Annotated in this window: 14 protein-coding genes and 2 pseudogenes; 2 read left to right on the forward strand and 14 right to left on the reverse strand. The window is 63.9% G+C overall.

The features are described 5' to 3' along the window. Both HB778_RS25220 and HB778_RS25225 read right to left on the reverse strand, forming a co-directional pair. Entirely contained in the window at positions 1-2,223 is a 2,223-nt protein-coding gene (locus HB778_RS25220) for an AMP-binding protein (RefSeq protein ID WP_183457860.1), read from the reverse strand. Between the two features lie 140 nt (positions 2,224-2,363). Then, complete coding sequence (locus HB778_RS25225; protein WP_183457862.1) at positions 2,364-2,771, reverse strand: tautomerase family protein; 408 nt, start codon at positions 2,769-2,771, stop codon at positions 2,364-2,366. A gap of 113 nt (positions 2,772-2,884) precedes the next feature. Between HB778_RS25225 and HB778_RS25230 the strand changes: the two genes are divergently transcribed. After that, positions 2,885-3,748 carry a LysR substrate-binding domain-containing protein gene (locus tag HB778_RS25230; RefSeq protein WP_183457864.1) on the forward strand — a complete coding sequence of 288 codons (864 nt, stop codon included), beginning with the start codon at positions 2,885-2,887 and terminating at the stop codon, positions 3,746-3,748. A 195-nt stretch (positions 3,749-3,943) separates the two neighbouring features. On the opposite strand, the gene HB778_RS25235 is transcribed toward HB778_RS25230, so the two are convergent. Continuing rightward, entirely contained in the window at positions 3,944-4,852 is a 909-nt protein-coding gene (locus HB778_RS25235; protein WP_183457866.1) for a DMT family transporter, read from the reverse strand. 59 nt (positions 4,853-4,911) lie between these two features. Next, positions 4,912-5,799, reverse strand: a complete 888-nt coding sequence (locus HB778_RS25240; RefSeq protein ID WP_183457868.1) for a DMT family transporter — start codon at positions 5,797-5,799, stop codon at positions 4,912-4,914. Between the two features lie 233 nt (positions 5,800-6,032). Here HB778_RS25240 and HB778_RS25245 point away from each other — a divergent pair, with 233 nt between their 5' ends. Continuing rightward, positions 6,033-6,539 (forward strand): OsmC family protein, encoded by a 507-nt coding sequence (locus tag HB778_RS25245; protein WP_183457870.1) that lies wholly within the window; start codon positions 6,033-6,035, stop codon positions 6,537-6,539. A 49-nt stretch (positions 6,540-6,588) separates the two neighbouring features. Here HB778_RS25245 and HB778_RS43105 read toward each other — a convergent pair. The 10 genes and pseudogenes from HB778_RS43105 to rplI form a co-directional block, all read right to left on the reverse strand. After that, positions 6,589-6,806 (reverse strand): annotated as a pseudogene (locus HB778_RS43105) (hypothetical protein). A gap of 237 nt (positions 6,807-7,043) precedes the next feature. Beyond that, a complete protein-coding gene (locus tag HB778_RS25250) occupies positions 7,044-7,784 on the reverse strand; it encodes an SDR family NAD(P)-dependent oxidoreductase (RefSeq protein WP_010915156.1) in 741 nt (246 codons plus the stop codon). A gap of 127 nt (positions 7,785-7,911) precedes the next feature. After that, positions 7,912-9,381: an amidophosphoribosyltransferase gene (gene purF, locus HB778_RS25255; RefSeq protein WP_183457872.1), complete on the reverse strand. Its 1,470-nt coding sequence runs from the start codon at positions 9,379-9,381 to the stop codon at positions 7,912-7,914. Between the two features lie 104 nt (positions 9,382-9,485). After that, positions 9,486-10,149 (reverse strand): annotated as a pseudogene (locus HB778_RS25260) (CvpA family protein). A 47-nt stretch (positions 10,150-10,196) separates the two neighbouring features. Continuing rightward, on the reverse strand, positions 10,197-11,600 hold the full coding sequence (radA, locus tag HB778_RS25265) for a DNA repair protein RadA (RefSeq protein WP_095202538.1): 1,404 nt from the start codon (positions 11,598-11,600) through the stop codon (positions 10,197-10,199). Positions 11,601-11,699: 99 nt separating this feature from the next. Beyond that, entirely contained in the window at positions 11,700-13,190 is a 1,491-nt protein-coding gene (locus tag HB778_RS25270) for a replicative DNA helicase (RefSeq protein ID WP_095202537.1), read from the reverse strand. A 218-nt stretch (positions 13,191-13,408) separates the two neighbouring features. Next, complete coding sequence (locus HB778_RS25275; protein ID WP_183457874.1) at positions 13,409-14,386, reverse strand: small ribosomal subunit Rsm22 family protein; 978 nt, start codon at positions 14,384-14,386, stop codon at positions 13,409-13,411. A 1-nt stretch (position 14,387) separates the two neighbouring features. Then, entirely contained in the window at positions 14,388-14,711 is a 324-nt protein-coding gene (locus HB778_RS25280; protein WP_183457876.1) for a YnfA family protein, read from the reverse strand. A gap of 91 nt (positions 14,712-14,802) precedes the next feature. Beyond that, positions 14,803-16,095, reverse strand: a complete 1,293-nt coding sequence (locus tag HB778_RS25285; protein ID WP_183457878.1) for an SAM-dependent methyltransferase — start codon at positions 16,093-16,095, stop codon at positions 14,803-14,805. A gap of 175 nt (positions 16,096-16,270) precedes the next feature. Continuing rightward, positions 16,271-16,855 carry a 50S ribosomal protein L9 gene (gene rplI / locus HB778_RS25290; RefSeq protein ID WP_095202533.1) on the reverse strand — a complete coding sequence of 195 codons (585 nt, stop codon included), beginning with the start codon at positions 16,853-16,855 and terminating at the stop codon, positions 16,271-16,273. Between the last annotated feature and the right edge of the window lie 94 nt (positions 16,856-16,949).

A 16,949-nucleotide genomic window follows, 5' to 3' on the forward strand; every position in this document is an offset into this window, starting at 1 on the left:
TTACGCCGCGACGCCCAGCCCCAGCCTGTCGATCGCCAGCTTCCTGGTCGAGACATAATCGGTCTTGCCGGACCCCAGCACCGGGATTTCCTCCACCTTGACGATGTCGTTGGGCACCATCAATTCGGCGGCCCCGGCCTTCTTACCGAACTGGCGCAGCTCTTCGGGATTGGCATCGTCGGCGGTGGTGACCAGCACGATACGCTCGCCGCGCCTTTTGTCCGGCACCGCCACCGCCGCATGGCGTTCTTCCGGCCACAGCGACTGCACCAGCATCTCGACCGCGCCCAGCGACACCATCTCGCCGGCGATCTTGGCAAAGCGCTTGGCGCGGCCGCGGATGGTGATGAAGCCCTCGCGGTCGACGGCGACGATATCGCCGGTGTCGTGCCAGCCGGTCAGCGGCTGCAGCTCACCGGGGCGGTCCGCGGTCATGTAGCCCATCATCAGATTGGGTCCGTCGAGCCACAACTGACCGGCATCCGAGATGCCCTCGACTGGCTCAAGCTTCATACGCATCGCCGGCAAGAGCCGCCCAACCGTGCCGTCGCGGCCATGGATCGCGGTGTTGACGGCAACCACCGGAGCGGCCTCGGTCAGCCCGAAACCTTCGATGATCTCGGCCTGGAAGCGATCGCGATAGACGCGGCGGGTTTCCGGCTTCACCGCCTCGGCCCCGGCAACGACGAAGCGCAGGCTGGAGAAGTCGCCATCCTTGGCGGTGCGCGCATAGTTGGCGAGGAATGTGTCGGTGCCGAACATGATCGTCGGCTTCACCTTGCGCGCGATCTCGGGGATGATCTTGTAGTGGAGCGGCGAGGGGTAGAGGAACAGTTTTACCCCGGTGACCAGCGGCAGGATGGTGCCGCCCGTCAGGCCGAAGGAATGGAACACCGGCAGTACGTTGAGCAGGATGTCGGCCGGCGAGATGGTGATGCGCGCCTCTGCCTGCATGGCATTGGCGAGCAGGTTCTTTTGCGACAGGACAACCGCCTTGGGCGTGCCTTCCGAACCCGAGGTGAACAGTATCACGCCCGGCTTGGCCGCATCCTGCGGCTGCAGCGGCAAGCGCCACAGCAAGGCTGCGGCAAGCTTGTCCAGCGCGGTGACGCTTGCTCGCAGATCCTCCAGCCACAGCAGCCTGGCGCCGCCCTTTTCGACCGCCGCGACGATATCGGCGAGATCGGCCTTCTCGACGAAGGCGCGGGAGGAGATGACGGTGCGGATGACAGCCGTGCTTACCGCTGCCGTGACGCTCGCCGGCCCGGCGGTGTAATTGATCATCGCCGCCACCCGGCCCGCTGAGAGAAGGCCGACCAACGACAGCACGACGCCATTGGCGTTGGGCAGCATTATCCCCACCGCTTCGCCCGGCGCCGTTGCCGCCTCGAAGCGTCGGCCCAGCACGCGGGCGCCGATGAACATCTTGCGGTAGCTCAGCGCGCCCGAGATGACATCCTCGATGATCGGGTGCGAGGCGCCGACCCTAGCTGCGGCAGCGCGCATGGCCAGGAACAGGCCGCGATCGAGGTCGGTGCCGAAAAGCCGCGCCTCGGCGACGCGGTCGAACAATGCATTGGTGTTCGAGGCTTGGTCCGGATTGCGTGCCACCAGTTCGGCGATGGTCATCGGTTCCAGCACACTGATCGACAGCTGCGGAAACCAGTGCCGCGGCGCCTTGTCGGCCGGCGTCAGCGAAACGGGCAGGCTGCGCGCGCCGGCGACGAAGATCGGCACGATGCGGGCGTCGGCCTGCATGGCGATGCGGGTGACGGCGCGAAACAGCCGGAACGTCTTGACGTCAGGCTCGACCGCGTCCGGCAGATAGACGGCGAGCCGGCCCTTGCCCTTCAGCACACGCACCAGCCGGCGGCTGACGAAAAGATGTTCGGCATTGAAGGCGATGGTGCGGCCAAGCTCGCGCCATGGTTCGAGCCAGGGTGAGCGCGCCGAGACCTCGTCGAGAATGTGCAGCGTGTCGTCCGGCAACAGCGACAGCATCAGCGCCGGTTCGAAGCGCGACTGGTGCGAGATGACGTAGATAACGGGAGCCTGCGCATTGCGTGCGATCCCGATGCGGTTGTCGCTGATCCGGTAGGCGAGCTTGAAGGGCACATAGAGCATCGCCTGGCTGAAACGCAGGCCAAGGCGGAATTTTTCCACCACGCCGATCAGCAGCCAGGCGAAAACAAGACCAGCAAGCAGCGCCAGTGTCAGGATCATGCCGCGTCTCTCCCAACGATTTTTGTCATCGCGGCTCTTCCGTGGCCGCCTCGGCGCAGAGCGTAGCGCAAGTGGGCGCTAGGTCAATGTGGGAAGAGACGGTGTTCCTGCTCCCTCGGGAGGAAGAAGGAACAAGGGCCTCACGCCGCCTTCAGCCGTCCGCTGATAAAGCGGAACTCCTGCGTCTTGCCGCCATAGCCATAGGCGGCTGCCGGCACTTCATGCACGAAGGCGTAGCTTTCCTCGTGCACGCCGCCCAGCAGGCGGCCGAAGGCGTCGAAGAGAGCCTTGAGATAGGCCTCGAGTTCGAGCTTGGTGTTGGTGCCGTCGACCACCTTGATATCCAGCCAGAACGTGTTGGTGCCATGTTCGGCCAGCGACTTGCCGCCGGCGAACCAGTGCTGCGGATCGATATAGGATACGGCGACAGCCGTGATCGTCGGATCCTTGCGCAATTGCGTGGCGGTGATCTCGGTGATTTCCCTGGCAATCCTGGCGGACAAAGCGGCGTCCGGCTTGCCGGTGACGCTGATGTTGATGATGGGCATTTTTCTTCTCCTTGGTTTTTTAGCGGCGTGGTTGCCGTTGGAGAGACCATGTCATCATCTCCAGATCAAAAAAATCGAATTGTTTTCAACTAAAGATTCGATATCTTCGAATTATGCAAACGCTCGATCCGGATCTGCTCAAAACCTTCCTCGCTTTCGTCGACAGCGGCTCGCTGGCGCAGGCGGCTTCCGGCGTCGGCCGTTCACCTTCGGCGGTGACCGCCCAGATGCAGCGGCTGGAGGAGATCGTCGGCGAGCCGCTGCTGGCGCCGCAGGGCAGGGGCCGCGGCCTGACCCCGGCCGGCGAGGACCTTGTCGGCCATGCTAGGCGCATCCTTGCCGTGCATCGCGAGGCGTGGCTGGCGCTGAAGGGGGCACGGGCTGCCGGGCGCGTCGCCATCGGCACGACGCAGGACTTCGCCGACAGTGGCCTGCCGGACCTGCTGCGTGCCTTCGCCACCAGCCATCCGCGCGTCAGGATCGAATTGCGGGTCGGCCGCTCGGCCGAACTGGCGCAGGCGCTGCAGGCCGGCAGCCTCGATCTGGCGATCGTCATGCGCCAGACGGCGGCGCCGGATGAGGTCGGCGTCTTGCGCGAGCCGATGATCTGGCTGTGTTCACAGAAGGGACTGGCCTCGCGGCAGGAAGAGCTGCCGCTGGCGCTGCTCGATCCCTATTGCGGGTTTCGCGAGGCCGCACTCGCAGCGCTCGATGCTGCCGGTCGCCGCTACCGCATCGCTGCCGGCAGTGCCAGCCTGGCCGGCTTGCGTACAGCCGTGAATGCCGGCGTTGCGCTGACCCTGCGAACCCCGCGCTTTGCCCATTCCGGCATTGTCGAAGCGCCGCGCGAGCTTGGCCTGCCGCCGGTTCCTATGGCCGAATTCGCGATCCGGCTGCGTGCTGGAGCCGATGCTTCCGCGGGCGATCTGGCGGCGCTGCTCAGCGGCAATCTGGCCCTGTCCCAGCCAGTTGCCTGATTTGGCAGGGCTCGGAGCCATGTCAGCCTGTCGGCAAGGACAAAGCCTGGCGGTCGGGCCTATCTGGCAAAGAAAAGCCGACCTTGCGGTCGGCTTGGGAGTAGGACGGGCCGAGGGGTTCGGGGGACTTGGGGGGTGGCCCGTCGCACCAATAATGTCTGACTCGGATGATGGTTCCGTGACTGTGTCATTTTTTTAAGAAATATTTGACGCTGCCTTCTGCGAGCGGGCCGCCAGCCAGTCGCGGCCGGCATGGGCGAACACTGCGCCGAGCACAATGACGCCGCCGACCATGCTGGCGACAGGCGGGATCTCGGCCAGGAACAGGAAGGCAAACAGGATCGCGAACGGCACCTCCGCCGAGCCGAGCAGGCCGGATTCGGGCGCCGGGATGAGCCGCGCGCCTTCCGTCCACAGGATCGACGACAATGCGAAGGATGCGCCGAAGGTGACGAGCAGAACAGCATCCCTTGCCGAAACCGCCAAAGGATCGGTGATGAACCAGCCCACAATGAACAGCAGGAAGGCCGAAACCGCGCCCGCCCACACCACAGGCGTGTCGCGGAAGGCGCGCACCATGATCATGTAGAGCGCGCTGCCGGCCGTCATCAGCAGCGCCAGCCCGTCGCCGAACAGATTGCCGGTGCCGAAGCCCGACCAGACCATGATCGCCACGCCGCACAGCGATACGGCGGCCGCGAGCATCGTCTGCAGGCGGAAGGGCTCGCGCACCAGCACCCAAGCGAGCAGGGCGGCAATGAAGGGCGACGTTGCGTAGATGACCGCGACATTGGCGACGTAGGTGAATTTGAACGCCGAGATGAAGGCGATGCTGGCCAGCGCGCCTTCCACCGCCAGCAGCCAGCCGCGCCAGCCAAGGCGGAGCGTGTCGCGGTTGCCCGACCGGCGGCGGCGCCAGAGCACATAGAGGCTGATCAGGATTGAACCGACAAAGCCGCGCCAGCAGGTAATCGTCAGCGGATCTGCATGGATCGACTTCGTCAGCACGCCGGTCAGGCCGAACACGGCGGCCGATGACGACACCAGGATGATGCCGAGCGTGCGCTCGGTGGTTTCGGCTGTGGTGGCTGGGATGTCAGTCATGCCCGCAGCCTACCTCGTCAGGTCCTGACATCGTAGTGTCAGCAGTAAGCGCATCCCCATCACAGCCGCTTGCGGAAATGCTCGCCGCCGACGATCAGCAGCCCGGCGGCGATGATCAGGGCGGCACCGAGAAACACTTCGCGGCGCGGCACGTCGCCCCAGATCGCAAAGCCGAGCGCGAACGCCCACAGCAGCGAACTGTATTCGAGAGGGGCGAGGATCGATGCCGGCGTTCGCTTCATGCCCTCGAAGAGAAGATATTGCGCCAGGCCGCCAAGCGCGCCGACGCTGGCGAGAAGCAGCAACTGGGTCAGATCAGGCGTATGCCACCACAACAGCGCCGGCACCGCCGAAAACTGCAGGAAATAGAAATTGTTGAGGAGCAGCTGGATCATCGAGCGTTCGGCAAGTGCTGTCTTGCGCAGGAGCACGATGGCGATAGCCCACAAAAGAGCGGCCGCCAGCACCAGCAGCACCGGCACCGACAGGCCGAGATGGGTCGGATCACAGGCGACGAAGACCCCGACAAAACCGATCAGAACCGCCAGCCAGCGCAGCATCGGCACCTTTTCGCCGAGCAGGAACACCGAAAGCACGGTGACGATGATCGGCGCCGCGTAATAGACGGTGGTCAGTTCGGCGAGCTGCAGACTGCGCGCGGCGTTGTAGTAACAGAGCCAGGCGGCAAGCGTGAAAGCGCTGCGCACCAGCATGGGCCGCACGATCGGCGAGCGCACCGTGTCGGCAAACAGTTGCCGCCCGCCGATCGCCGCGCAGGCGCTGAGAATGGTGATGCTGCGGAAGAACATGATCTGCCAGACCGTCATGCCGGTCACCAGCAGTTTGATCGAGGCGTCCTGCGTCGAAAACAGCAGATAGGCAGCACCGGTCAGCAGGATTCCAGCGAAAACCCTTTCGCGTGTTTCGAGAATGGCGATGTCGGCCATAGGCGCGGGACCAGTGTTACGGGAAGCGACAGAAATGCCGTGGGTCAATGCGATGGCCAGGAAATCAGGCCCTCTTGCCAAGCTATACGGTCGAAAGTTGGCACAGCGCTACGCCAGCCCTGGGCTTGCGTTGGGGCAGGAACTGGCGGTCTTGCTTAGGTTAGGCGATCGGCACTTATATCTGACAAAGCCACGCTGCTCGCTGGCCGCAAAAAGCGAAAGAGACAACGGACATGGATGCAACCGAACTGAAGGCCATGCAGGCGCCGCTGAAGCAGGCTTACCGCGATGACGCCTCGCAGGCGCTGATCACGCTTCGCGCCAAAGGCTCGATCGACGACCAGTCGGTGGCCTGCAAGGTGGAGACGGGCAGGGCCATCGCGATCGCCGGTCTGCATCCGGCAACCGGCGGCTCGGGGCTCGAGCTCTGCTCCGGCGACATGCTGCTGGAAGCCCTGGTGGCCTGTGCCGGCGTGACATTGAAGGCGGTGGCGACGGCGCTCGAGTTCAAGCTCGGCGCTGCCACGGTGGAAGCCGAAGGCGATCTCGATTTTCGCGGCACGCTCGGTGTCGCCAAGGATGCGCCAGTCGGCTTTCGTGCCATCCGGCTCAATTTCGCTCTCGACACAGATGAGCCGCAGGAGCGCATCGATTCGCTGCTGAAGCTGACAGAGCGCTATTGCGTGGTGTTCCAGACCATCAACCAGAAGCCGGAGCTGACGGTGAGCGCCCGGCGTTGAAATGACAAGGCCCGCAGCCGGCAGCTGCGGGCCTTGTTGTAACGGATGCTTACTGTGCCGACGGCGTCTCGGCATCGCCTTCGTCGGTGAAGGGCGAGGCGCTCGGCACGCACTGTATGGACCAGCCGGGGGTGTCGGCTGCTTCTGATATTCGGTGATGGCGGCGGTGCATTGCTCGCGCTTGTCGAAAGTGCTGGGCAGCACCACCATGCCGCCCTGCGGGCCGGCGATTACCAGATACCAGACCAACGCTGCGGTCGTAGCCATGGGGATGTCCTTGTTCTGCCCAGCAGGGCGCTCGTTGTTGTGGGAGTCGTTTCGATCCTAACAACTCCTTGGAAATGACGAAAGCATGACCGCGACCCGGCCTTTCCCATCAGATCACAGCCGCGTGATGATCCGGCGGATTTTGCATCCAGATTTTGAGGCCCTATCGGCTCGGTCTGTTGCAAAACATTCGAAGAACGTCGGGAGTGCCCGAATTCTTCCGGCAAAAGGATGCTGCTACTCCGGTTGCCGGTAGGCAACAAAACGATTGTGCTTGGCCTGGAAGATCAGTCCAGTCTCTTTCAGCTCCGGGCTCGCGAGCGGCACGATGCGCTTGGCGATCTCGGAAGGATGCGGCAGCGTCTCCGGATCCTCGCCGGGCACGGCCTGGGCCCGCATGGCGGTGCGGGTGGCGCCTGGGTCGGCGGCATTGACGCGCAGCGGCAGGCTTTGCGTCTCATGCGCCCACGAGCGCATCATGGTCTCGACCGCCGCTTTCGAGGCCGCATAAGGCGCCCAGAAGGCGCGCGCCGAATGCGCCGCGTTGGACGACAAGATAATCGCGCGGCCGGCATCCGAAAGCCTGAGCAGCGGGTCGACCGAGCGGATCAGCCGCCAGGTCGAGGTGACGTTGATGGTCATCACCTTCTCGAAGGTTTTTGCCTCGACATGGCCGATCGGCGAGATGACGCCGAGCACGCCGGCATTGGCGACGAGAATGTCGAGCTTGCCCCAGCGCTCATGGATGGCGCCGCCCAGACGGTCGATGCCGGCCATGTCGGCGAGATCGAGCGGCACCAGCGTCGCCTGGCCACCCGCTGCCTTGATCTGGTCGTCGAGTTCTTCCAGCCCACCGACGGTGCGTGCAACCGCGATGACATGCGCACCGGCGGCGGCCAATTCCCTGGCGATGAAATAGCCGATGCCACGCGAGGCGCCGGTGACGACCGCAACGCGGCCGGTGAGGTCGAGGGTCATGCGAGAATTTCCGTAAGGTCCAGAGCAATTCCAGGAAAAGTGTGAAGCGGTTTTCCGTCCGGAATTGTGTCAAAACAAAGAGTTAGAGCGGTTTGCTGTTTTCCTTGAAACGGTGAACTGCTCTAGCCTACGCCCCGTTGTTCGCCAGCAGCGACAGCGTGCGCACATTGTCGTGGCCTTCGAAGTCGAGCAGGCGGGTCGGGTACTGGCCGGTGAAGCAGGCGTCGCAGAACTGCGGCTGGTCGTCATTGCGGCTGGCCTCGCCGACGGCGCGATAGAGCCCGTTGATCGAGAGGAAGCCGAGTGAATCGACACGGATGAACTCGGCCATCTCTTCCACCGACATGCGTGATGCCAGAAGCTTCGACTTCTCCGGCGTGTCGACGCCGTAGAAGCAGGAGGCGCTGGTCGGCGGCGAGGCAATGCGCATGTGCACTTCCTTGGCGCCGGCGTCGCGCACCATCTGCACGATCTTCTGGCTGGTGGTGCCGCGCACGATCGAATCGTCGACGAGCACCACGCGCTTGCCCTCGATCATGCGGCGGTTGGCGTTGTGCTTCAGCTTGACGCCCATATGGCGGATCGAATCGCCGGGCTGAATGAAGGTGCGGCCGACATAATGGTTGCGGATGATGCCGAGCTCGAAGGGAATACCCGCTGCCTGGCTGAAGCCGATCGCCGCCGGGGTGCCGGAATCCGGCACCGGCACGACGATGTCGGCCTCGACCGGGTTCTCCTGCGCCAGTTCGGCGCCGATGCGCTTGCGCACCTCGTAGACGTTGCGGCCTTCGACCGAGGAATCCGGCCGGGCGAAATAGACATATTCGAAGATGCAGAAGCGGGTCTTCTGCGGCTCGAACGGGAACAGGCTTTCAATGCCCTTGGAGGTGACGACGACCATCTCGCCGGGTTTCAGGTCGCGCACGAAACGCGCGCCGATAATGTCGAGAGCGCAGGTCTCGGAGGCGAGGATCCAGGCGCCGTCGAGGTCGCCGAGCACCAGCGGCCGGATACCCAGTGGATCGCGGCAGCCGATCATCTTCTTGGCCGTCATCGCCACCAGCGAGAAGGCGCCCTCGACCTGCCGCACCGCATCGATGAAGCGCGAGTTGAGGTCGCGCTCCTTGCTGGTCGCGACAAGGTGCAGGAGCGTCTCGGTGTCGGAGGTCGAGGAGAAAATCGCGCCCTGCTTCTGCAGCGCGCGCTGCACCGTCATGGCGTTGGTCAAATTGCCGTTGTGGGCGACGGCAAAACCGCCATCGGCGAGCTCGGCGAAGAAGGGCTGGATGTTGCGCATGCCGGCGCCGCCGGTCGTGGCGTAGCGCGTGTGGCCGATGGCGCGGTTGCCTTGCAGGCTGTCGATGACGCGCTGCTTGGTGAAGGTGTCGCCGATCAGGCCGACATGGCGTTCGACATGGAACTGGCTGCCGTCATAGGAAACGATGCCGGCCGCTTCCTGGCCGCGATGCTGCAGCGCATGCAGGCCGAGTGTAACGATTGCCGCCGCGTCCTGCCGGCCGAAAATGCCGAACACACCGCATTCGTCGTGGAAATGGTCGTCGGCCTCGGCGGAAAGCACGTCGTCTGCGTCTGCCATCTTAAGCTCCGCTAAAATCGCCATATAGTGCGGGTTCGCGTCGAAAGCAACGCGCGCCGTGCAGTCGTTCACACCATCGTCAGTCCTGACGCCTGTTTCGAGCGTCAGTTCGCCGGTGCTGCCGGTGCTGGCTTGGCCGTGTTGTCGGCAGGGGCGACGTCGTTGTCGTCGGGCGCTGGTGCGTTGGCGTCATCGCCGCCGGCAGGGGGCATCCGCCGCCGGTGCGTCAGGTGCTGCCGGCGTCTCGGCAGCCGGCTGATTCGGATTGAGCTTTTTCAGGATGGCGTTTTCCGGATCCTCGGGCAGCAGGCTTTCGAGCTTGGCGCCGATCTGTTCCAGCAGCGGCCGCGACTTGGCCTCCGTCACCCAGGCCGGAGCCTTGGCGCCGGCCAGCCAGTTGAAGAACAAAAGCGCCACGGCAACGACCAGGATGCCGCGCGCGGCGCCGTAGAGGAAACCGAGCGTGCGGTCGAGCGCGCCGATCCGCGAATCAATGATCCAGTCGGCGAGCTTCATGGTGATCACCGAGGCGACGATCAGCGCGATGATGAAGACGACGCCGGCGGAAGCCGCCATGGCGATCTTCTCATTCTCGATGTAGGGCTTCAGATAGGGCAGGACCGGCTTGTAGAAGAAGAAAGCCGCCGCCGCTGCCGCCGCCCACGAGACGACCGACAGGACCTCGCGCGAGAAGCCGCGAACCATGGCGAGCATCGCCGAGACCAGGGTGAAGCCGACCAGGATTCCGTCAAGCAGCGTAATCGGCATGTCTTTCGCCCCACTCCGATCTCTTTTTCACGGCTCGGCGAGCCGCGTCACTCTTCATCGTCGACACGGCTGCGCCGTGAGCCGGCTATGCGTGCCACGAGGTCGGCAAGCTCGGTGGGCTGGAAAGCGCCGGCCCCGATCCCTCCGGCAAGTTCCTCGCTGCCCAAGGGCAGAACCGCGCTACCAAAACCCAGCTTTTCGGCTTCCTTGAGGCGCTGCTGCGCATGCGCAACCGGCCTCACAGCGCCCGAAAGGCTGATTTCGCCGAAATAGACGCAATCGGCCGGAAGGGCAAGACCGGTGAGCGAGGAAACCAGTGCGGCGGCGACCGCGAGATCGGCCGCCGGCTCGCTGATGCGGTAGCCACCGGCGACGTTGAGGTAGACGTCGTGCTGGCCAAAGCGCACGCCACAATGGGCTTCGAGAACCGCCAGGATCATCGACAGGCGAGCTCCGTCCCAACCGACGACGGCGCGGCGTGGCGTGCCGAGCGAGGATTGTGCCACCAGCGCCTGGATCTCGACCAGAACAGGCCTCGTGCCTTCCATGCCGGCGAAAACGGCGGCACCCGGCGATTTCGCATGCCGCTCGCCGAGGAACAGCTCGGATGGATTGGCGACCTCGCGCAAGCCCTTGTCCGACATTTCGAAGACGCCGATCTCGTCGGTTGGCCCGAAGCGGTTCTTCACCGTGCGCAGGATGCGGAAGTGATGATTGCCTTCGCCCTCGAAATAAAGCACGGCATCGACCATATGCTCGACCACACGCGGGCCGGCGATCTGGCCTTCCTTGGTGACATGGCCGACCAGCACGATGGCAGCCCCGGTGGATTTTGCGTAGCGGATCATCGCCTGGGCGGCGGCGCGCACCTGGGTAACGGTGCCCGGCGCCGAATCGGCAAGGTCGGTCCACAGCGTCTGGATGGAATCGAGAATGACCAGATCCGGCCTCTTGCCGTCGGCGATCGTGGCCAGGATGTCCTCGACATTGGTCTCGGCCGCCAGTTCTACCGGCGTGTCGGCGACGCCGAGCCTCTGCGCCCTCAGCCTGATCTGCGCGACGGCTTCTTCGCCCGAGACATAGACGATGCGGTGACCTTTGGAGGCAAGAGCGGCGGCAGCCTGGGTGAGCAGCGTCGACTTGCCGATGCCGGGATCGCCGCCGACCAGAAGTGCGGAGCCGCGTACAAAACCGCCGCCGGTGGCGCGGTCGAGTTCGCCGATGCCCGAGATGATGCGCGGCGCGTCCTCGATGTCGCCGGAAAGCGTGGTCAACACCACCGCGCGGCCCTTGCGGGCATTGCGGGTATTGGCCGGCCCCGAGCCGATGCCGCCGGAAGTTCCTTCCTCGACCAGCGTGTTCCATTCGCCGCAGGCATCGCATTTGCCGGCCCAGCGCTGATGCACCGATCCGCAGTTCTGGCAGATGAACTGGACGCGTGATTTGGCCATCAGGCGTGACCCGAGGAGGGGATCGAAAACGCTTGAGAGGTTGGCGGGCGCCGTAGAGCGCCTTGGTCCCGTTTTTCTGTTGCGACAGCTGGCAAGAGGCTACTCAAACCTCTCCGCAATATGGTGCTCTTCCGCCAGGTCGGAGAAGCGGGTGAATTCGCCGTGGAAGGCGAGCGTCACCGAGCCGGTCGGGCCGTGGCGCTGCTTGGCGACGATCACCTCGGCCTTGCCTCGCATCTCGTTCATCTCGTTTTCCCACTTGACGTATTCCTCGGTGCCAAGCTTGGGCTCGCGGTTCTTGAGGTAATACTCCTCGCGGTAGACGAACATCACGACGTCGGCGTCCTGCTCGATCGAGCCGGATTCACGCAGATCGGAGAGCTGCGGGCGCTTGTCGTCGCGGCTTTCGACCTGACGCGACAGCTGCGACAGCGCGATGATCGGCACGGCCAGTTCCTTGGCCAGCGCCTTCAGGCCCGTGGTGATCTCGGTGATTTCCTGCACGCGGTTCTGCGAGGCCCTGGCGGATGAGCCCTGCATCAGCTGGATATAGTCGATGACGATCAGGTCAAGGCCGCGCTGGCGCTTCAGGCGACGCGCGCGGGCAGACAGCTGGGCGATGGAGATACCGCCGGTCTGGTCGATGAACAGCGGGATCTTCTGCATGGTCTGCGAACAGGCGACCAGCTTTTCGAAATCCATTTCGGTGATTTCGCCGCGGCGGATTTTTGACGAAGAGATTTCCGTCTGCTCGGAAATGATACGGGTCGCCAGCTGTTCGGATGACATTTCGAGCGAGAAGAAGCCGACCACGCCGCCATTGGCAGCCTTGAAAGAGCCGTCCGCCTGCTGCGCCGGCACATAGGCCTCCGCGACGTTGAAGGCGATGTTGGTGGCGAGCGACGTCTTGCCCATGCCAGGGCGACCGGCAAGCACGATCAGATCGGACGATTGCAGGCCACCCATGCGGCGGTCGAGATCGCGCATGCCGGTGGCGAGGCCAGACAAATGGCCGTCGCGCATATAGGCGGCGTTGGCCATGTCCACGGCCGTTTTGACCGCGTCGGTGAAGCTCTCGAAGCCGCCATCATAGCGGCCTGTTTCGGCCAGTTCGAACAGCCGGCGCTCGGCGTCCTCGATCTGCTCGGAAGGCGACATGTCGACCGGCGCGTCATAGGCGATGTTGACCATGTCCTCGCCGACGGTGATCAGCGCGCGGCGCGTCGCCAAATCATAGATAGCGCGGCCATAATCGGTGGCGTTGACCACGGTGACGGCTTCGACCGCCAGCCGCACGACATATTGCGCCACCGTCATGTCGCCGACCTTCTCATCGGCCGGTAGGAAGGTTTTTAGCGTGATCGGCGTCGCCACCTTGCCCATGCGGATGAGCTCGGCCGCGACATCGAAGATTTTTCTGTGTAGCGGCTCGTAGAAATGGCCGGCTTTCAGGAAGTCGGAGACACGATAGAAGGCATCGTTGTTGACAAGGATCGCGCCGAGCAGCGCCTGCTCGGCCTCGATATTGTTCGGCGCCTCGCGATAGAGCGGTTGCTCCGCCACGCCGAATTTCCGCGCTGCCTCTGCCATGATGTCCCCGATCTAGATCCCGGCCTTTCGATATCAGAACGAGACGAAACCGTGCTGACCTTTCTGCATCACCGCTCGACCAAACAGCCTTGATGCCCGTTGTTCACAGGAACGACAAACCGTCCACAGGACAGTGTTCCTGTGTCCCGATTCCGGTTGACTCGGCAAGCTGCGATTCTTATGCGAAGCCTTGGAACGAAGCAAGAACAATCGGTCGTTCACGTGCTGCCTGGGTCCAGCCGGTCGCCCCAGTCCAGCCGCCGGGCCAGCTTGAAGTCCGCGCCGTCACGCTTGGTGAACAGTTGCTCCGTGGCCGTGCCGTCCTCCTGGCAAAGCTTGAGCAGAACCTTGCCGGAACCGGATTTCGGCGGTGCGATGACCCGAGCGGCGTGCGAGGCGGCCGGCTGGCGCGACGCGGCGACATAGATGAATTTCTCGTCTTCCCAAGGCACATCAGCGTCCTTGGCCAGCCGGTGCAGGCGCGAGCGGGCGACGCGGCGGGAAAAGTGGCACCAGTCAGGCGGGGTGAGCGGGCAGGGCGCCTTGTGCGGACAAGGCGCCAGCAGATGCGCGCCGGCCGCGATCAGCTGCGCGCGAACCGCCAGAATGCGCTGCCAGCCCGCCGGCGTGCCCGGTTCGATGATCAGCAATGTGTCTGTCGTCAGCTGCCATAGGCGGTCGACCATTTTGGGCAGCGATGCCGGCACGATCTCGTCCAGCACATAGGCGCAGGTGACGAGGTCCGCCGGCTGAAGGTCGGCAAGGTCTATCGTGACGTCGCCGGCCCGCCAGACGGTGCGGGCCGTGATGGCATCGGCGGCTAGCGTCTCGCCGACCTTGCGCACCGCGGCACTTGCTTCCAGCAAGACGGCCTGTTCGAGATCGGGCCAGAGCGCGCTGGTGGCCCAAAGCACCGTACCAGGACCTGCGCCGACATCGAGCAGGATTTTCGGCGTGAAATCCGGCCGCGCTTCGTTGAGCGCATCGAGGCTGGCGCGGACCGCGGCATAGGTCGCCGGCAGCCGCGTCGCCAGATAGGCCTTGACCGCCATGTCCTGCGCCATGTGCAGGCGGCCGTCGCGCAGTTCGGCGCGGTAGCGGTCGGAGAGTGTCTTTGCCGCCTGCTTCAGTTCCGGCAGCGGTACTTTTTCCAGGATACGATCGACAGCTTGTCGAAGAGAGGGTGGCAGTTCCACGCTATGCTCCTCGCGGTGCGAGCAGGATGACCGAAGCGCCGGCTATGCAGAGCGCAGCACCGGCAAGGTCCCAACGGTCGGGCCGCACGCCTTCCACCAGCCACAGCCAGGCTAACGAGGCGACGATGTAGATGCCGCCATAGGCGGCATAGGCGCGGCCCGCGGCGTTGGTGTCGACCAGCGCCAGAAGCCAGGCGAAGACAAGCAGCGAGACGAAGCCCGGGGCCAGCCAAAACGGCGATCTTTCCAGCCGCCACCAGGCCCATACCGAAAAACAGCCGGCGATCTCGGCCAGTGCCGCGGCGGCATAGAGGAGATAGGTCATGAAAAAGGCCTCGCGACGATCACGAGGCCTTTTTCAGGGCAGGGGCCGGGAATGGCAAGCGCCAATGGCGAAAGCCTGCGAACGTTCGTCTCTATTCCGCCACCTTACGGCGGCGGGCTGGCTTGGCGGGCTTCTCGACGGGAGCCGCTTCGCGGCGGCCCATGTCGCGCATTTCCAGCGCCTTTTCGCATTTGGCCATATAGTCGCGGGTCATCGGCAGCGTGTCGTTCTTCTTGGCGATCTGGAACTGGAAGATGACCAGATCCTGCCAGCGGAAAGCGGCTTCCGAAGCGGCCAGATAGAATTCCCACATGCGGCAGAAGCGTTCGTCGTAGATGGCCTTGGCCTTGTCGCGGTTGGCGGCGAAGCGCTGGCCCCAGTGCTTCAGCGTGTCGGCATAGTGGAGCCGCAGGATCTCGACGTCGGTGACCACGAGGCCGGACTTCTCGATCGCCGGCAGCACCTCCGACATGGCCGGGATATAGCCGCCCGGAAATATATACTTGCGGATGAAGGCGCTGGTCGCCCACGGCACGCCGGAGCGGCCGATCGTGTGCAGGAGCATGACGCCATCGGGCTTCAGCAACGTCGCCGCCTTGTCGAAGAAGGTGCGGAAGTGGTTCACGCCGACATGTTCGAACATGCCGACCGAAACGATGCGGTCGAAGCGTTCGTTGAGTTCGCGATAATCCTTCAGCTCGAAATGGACGTGGTTTTCCAGGCCTTGCGCATGCGCCCGGTCGGTGGCGACGCCATGCTGTTCGGTCGACAGCGTCACGCCCTGCACGTCGACGTCGAAGGCTTTGGCGAGATAGAGGCCAAGCCCGCCCCAGCCGGAGCCGATGTCAAGCACGGTCTGGCCGGCCTTCAGCCTGAGCTTGGCGGCGATATGGCGCTTCTTGGCGGCCTGCGCCTCGTCCAGCGTCATGTCCGGCTGCTCGAAATAGGCGCAGGAATACTGCATGTCCTCGTCGAGGAAGAGCCGGTAGAGATCGCCCGACAGATCGTAGTGGCGCTGCACGTTGCGGCGCGAACGCGAGGCGGTGTTGATCTGCTGCAGGCGGCGGAAGGCGTGGCGCAGGCCCTCGATGGCTTTCGACCATGTCGCGTCGATGCCGCCGCTGCCCATGTTCTGGAAGGCTATGCGCATCACACCCAGCACGCCGCCCTCGAGAATGTCGAGTTCGCCATCCATATAGGCTTCAGGCACCGCCAGCATCGGATCGAAGGTAATGGCGCGCTCGGCATGCGCGGTCTTGATGTGCATGTGCACCGGCTCGCCGCTGCCGTCGCCGAAGATGACTGTCGAGCCTTTGGGCCCGGTGACCTTCAGATTGCCCGTGCGCACCAGGCGGTCGAGAACGCGCTTCAGCAGGATGTTCATAACCAAATGTCCCCTCACGGTCAGACTGGCTGCCTTAATTCTGCAACAATATATAGGGGTTCGCAAAGTTCCATTTGGTACAAAAATGCCCGGGCGAGAGGCCCGGGCATTGGTCCACAAAGGCTGGATGACGACAAAGTGATCGGAGCGCTGCTCCCTCGCTTGTCGTACGCGATCAGGCGTTGTCTTCGCCGCCTTCGAACTCGGCGTTCGGATCGAAGAAGTTCTCCGGACGCGCATTGTCATTGATGTCGTCGCCATAGATGGCTTCGGCGGTGGTCAGCGTCTCGCCCTTGGCCTGACGCTCGGCTTCATCGGCCGTGCGGGCGATGTTGAGCGTGATGGTGACTTCGACTTCCGGATGCAGCGCGATCGCCACATTGGTCAGGCCGATAGTCTTGATCGGCTGGTTGAGCAGGATCTGGTTGCGGTTGACCGAAAAGCCTTCCGCCGTCACCAGATCGGCGATGTCGCGTGTCGACACCGAACCGTAGAGCTGGCCGGTTTCGCCGGCCGAACGGACCGCGATGAAGCTCTTGCCGTCGAGCTTTTCGGCAATTTGGCTGGCTTCCGACTTGCGCTCGAGATTGCGGGCCTCGAGCTGGGCGCGCTGGCCTTCGAACTTCTTCTTGTTGGCTTCGTTGGCGCGCAGCGCCTTGCCCTGCGGCAGCAGGAAATTGCGGGCAAAGCCGTCCTTGACCTTGACGGTATCACCCATCTGGCCGAGGCGGGAAACGCGTTCGAGAAGAATGACTTCCATGGTTTTGTTCCTTTCTTAGGCGCGAGCGCCAAATTCAATGGAACAGGTCAGGAAGCTTGAGCGCCTTGAGCGCCGGTGTCGCTGTCCTGCCTGT

This window comes from Mesorhizobium huakuii (genome assembly GCF_014189455.1).
GTDB lineage: Bacteria > Pseudomonadota > Alphaproteobacteria > Rhizobiales > Rhizobiaceae > Mesorhizobium > Mesorhizobium huakuii_A.

Coding starts and splice junctions, on each gene's coding strand:
- HB778_RS25220 (WP_183457860.1), bottom strand. CDS start 2,223: ATGATCCTGACACTGGCGCTGCTTGCTGGTCTTGTTTTCGCCTGGCTG.
- HB778_RS25225 (WP_183457862.1), bottom strand. CDS start 2,771: ATGCCCATCATCAACATCAGCGTCACCGGCAAGCCGGACGCCGCTTTG.
- HB778_RS25230 (WP_183457864.1), top strand. CDS start 2,885: ATGCAAACGCTCGATCCGGATCTGCTCAAAACCTTCCTCGCTTTCGTC.
- HB778_RS25235 (WP_183457866.1), bottom strand. CDS start 4,852: ATGACTGACATCCCAGCCACCACAGCCGAAACCACCGAGCGCACGCTC.
- HB778_RS25240 (WP_183457868.1), bottom strand. CDS start 5,799: ATGGCCGACATCGCCATTCTCGAAACACGCGAAAGGGTTTTCGCTGGA.
- HB778_RS25245 (WP_183457870.1), top strand. CDS start 6,033: ATGGATGCAACCGAACTGAAGGCCATGCAGGCGCCGCTGAAGCAGGCT.
- HB778_RS25250 (WP_010915156.1), bottom strand. CDS start 7,784: ATGACCCTCGACCTCACCGGCCGCGTTGCGGTCGTCACCGGCGCCTCG.
- purF (WP_183457872.1), bottom strand. CDS start 9,381: ATGGCAGACGCAGACGACGTGCTTTCCGCCGAGGCCGACGACCATTTC.
- radA (WP_095202538.1), bottom strand. CDS start 11,600: ATGGCCAAATCACGCGTCCAGTTCATCTGCCAGAACTGCGGATCGGTG.
- HB778_RS25270 (WP_095202537.1), bottom strand. CDS start 13,190: ATGGCAGAGGCAGCGCGGAAATTCGGCGTGGCGGAGCAACCGCTCTAT.
- HB778_RS25280 (WP_183457876.1), bottom strand. CDS start 14,711: ATGACCTATCTCCTCTATGCCGCCGCGGCACTGGCCGAGATCGCCGGC.
- HB778_RS25285 (WP_183457878.1), bottom strand. CDS start 16,095: ATGAACATCCTGCTGAAGCGCGTTCTCGACCGCCTGGTGCGCACGGGC.
- rplI (WP_095202533.1), bottom strand. CDS start 16,855: ATGGAAGTCATTCTTCTCGAACGCGTTTCCCGCCTCGGCCAGATGGGT.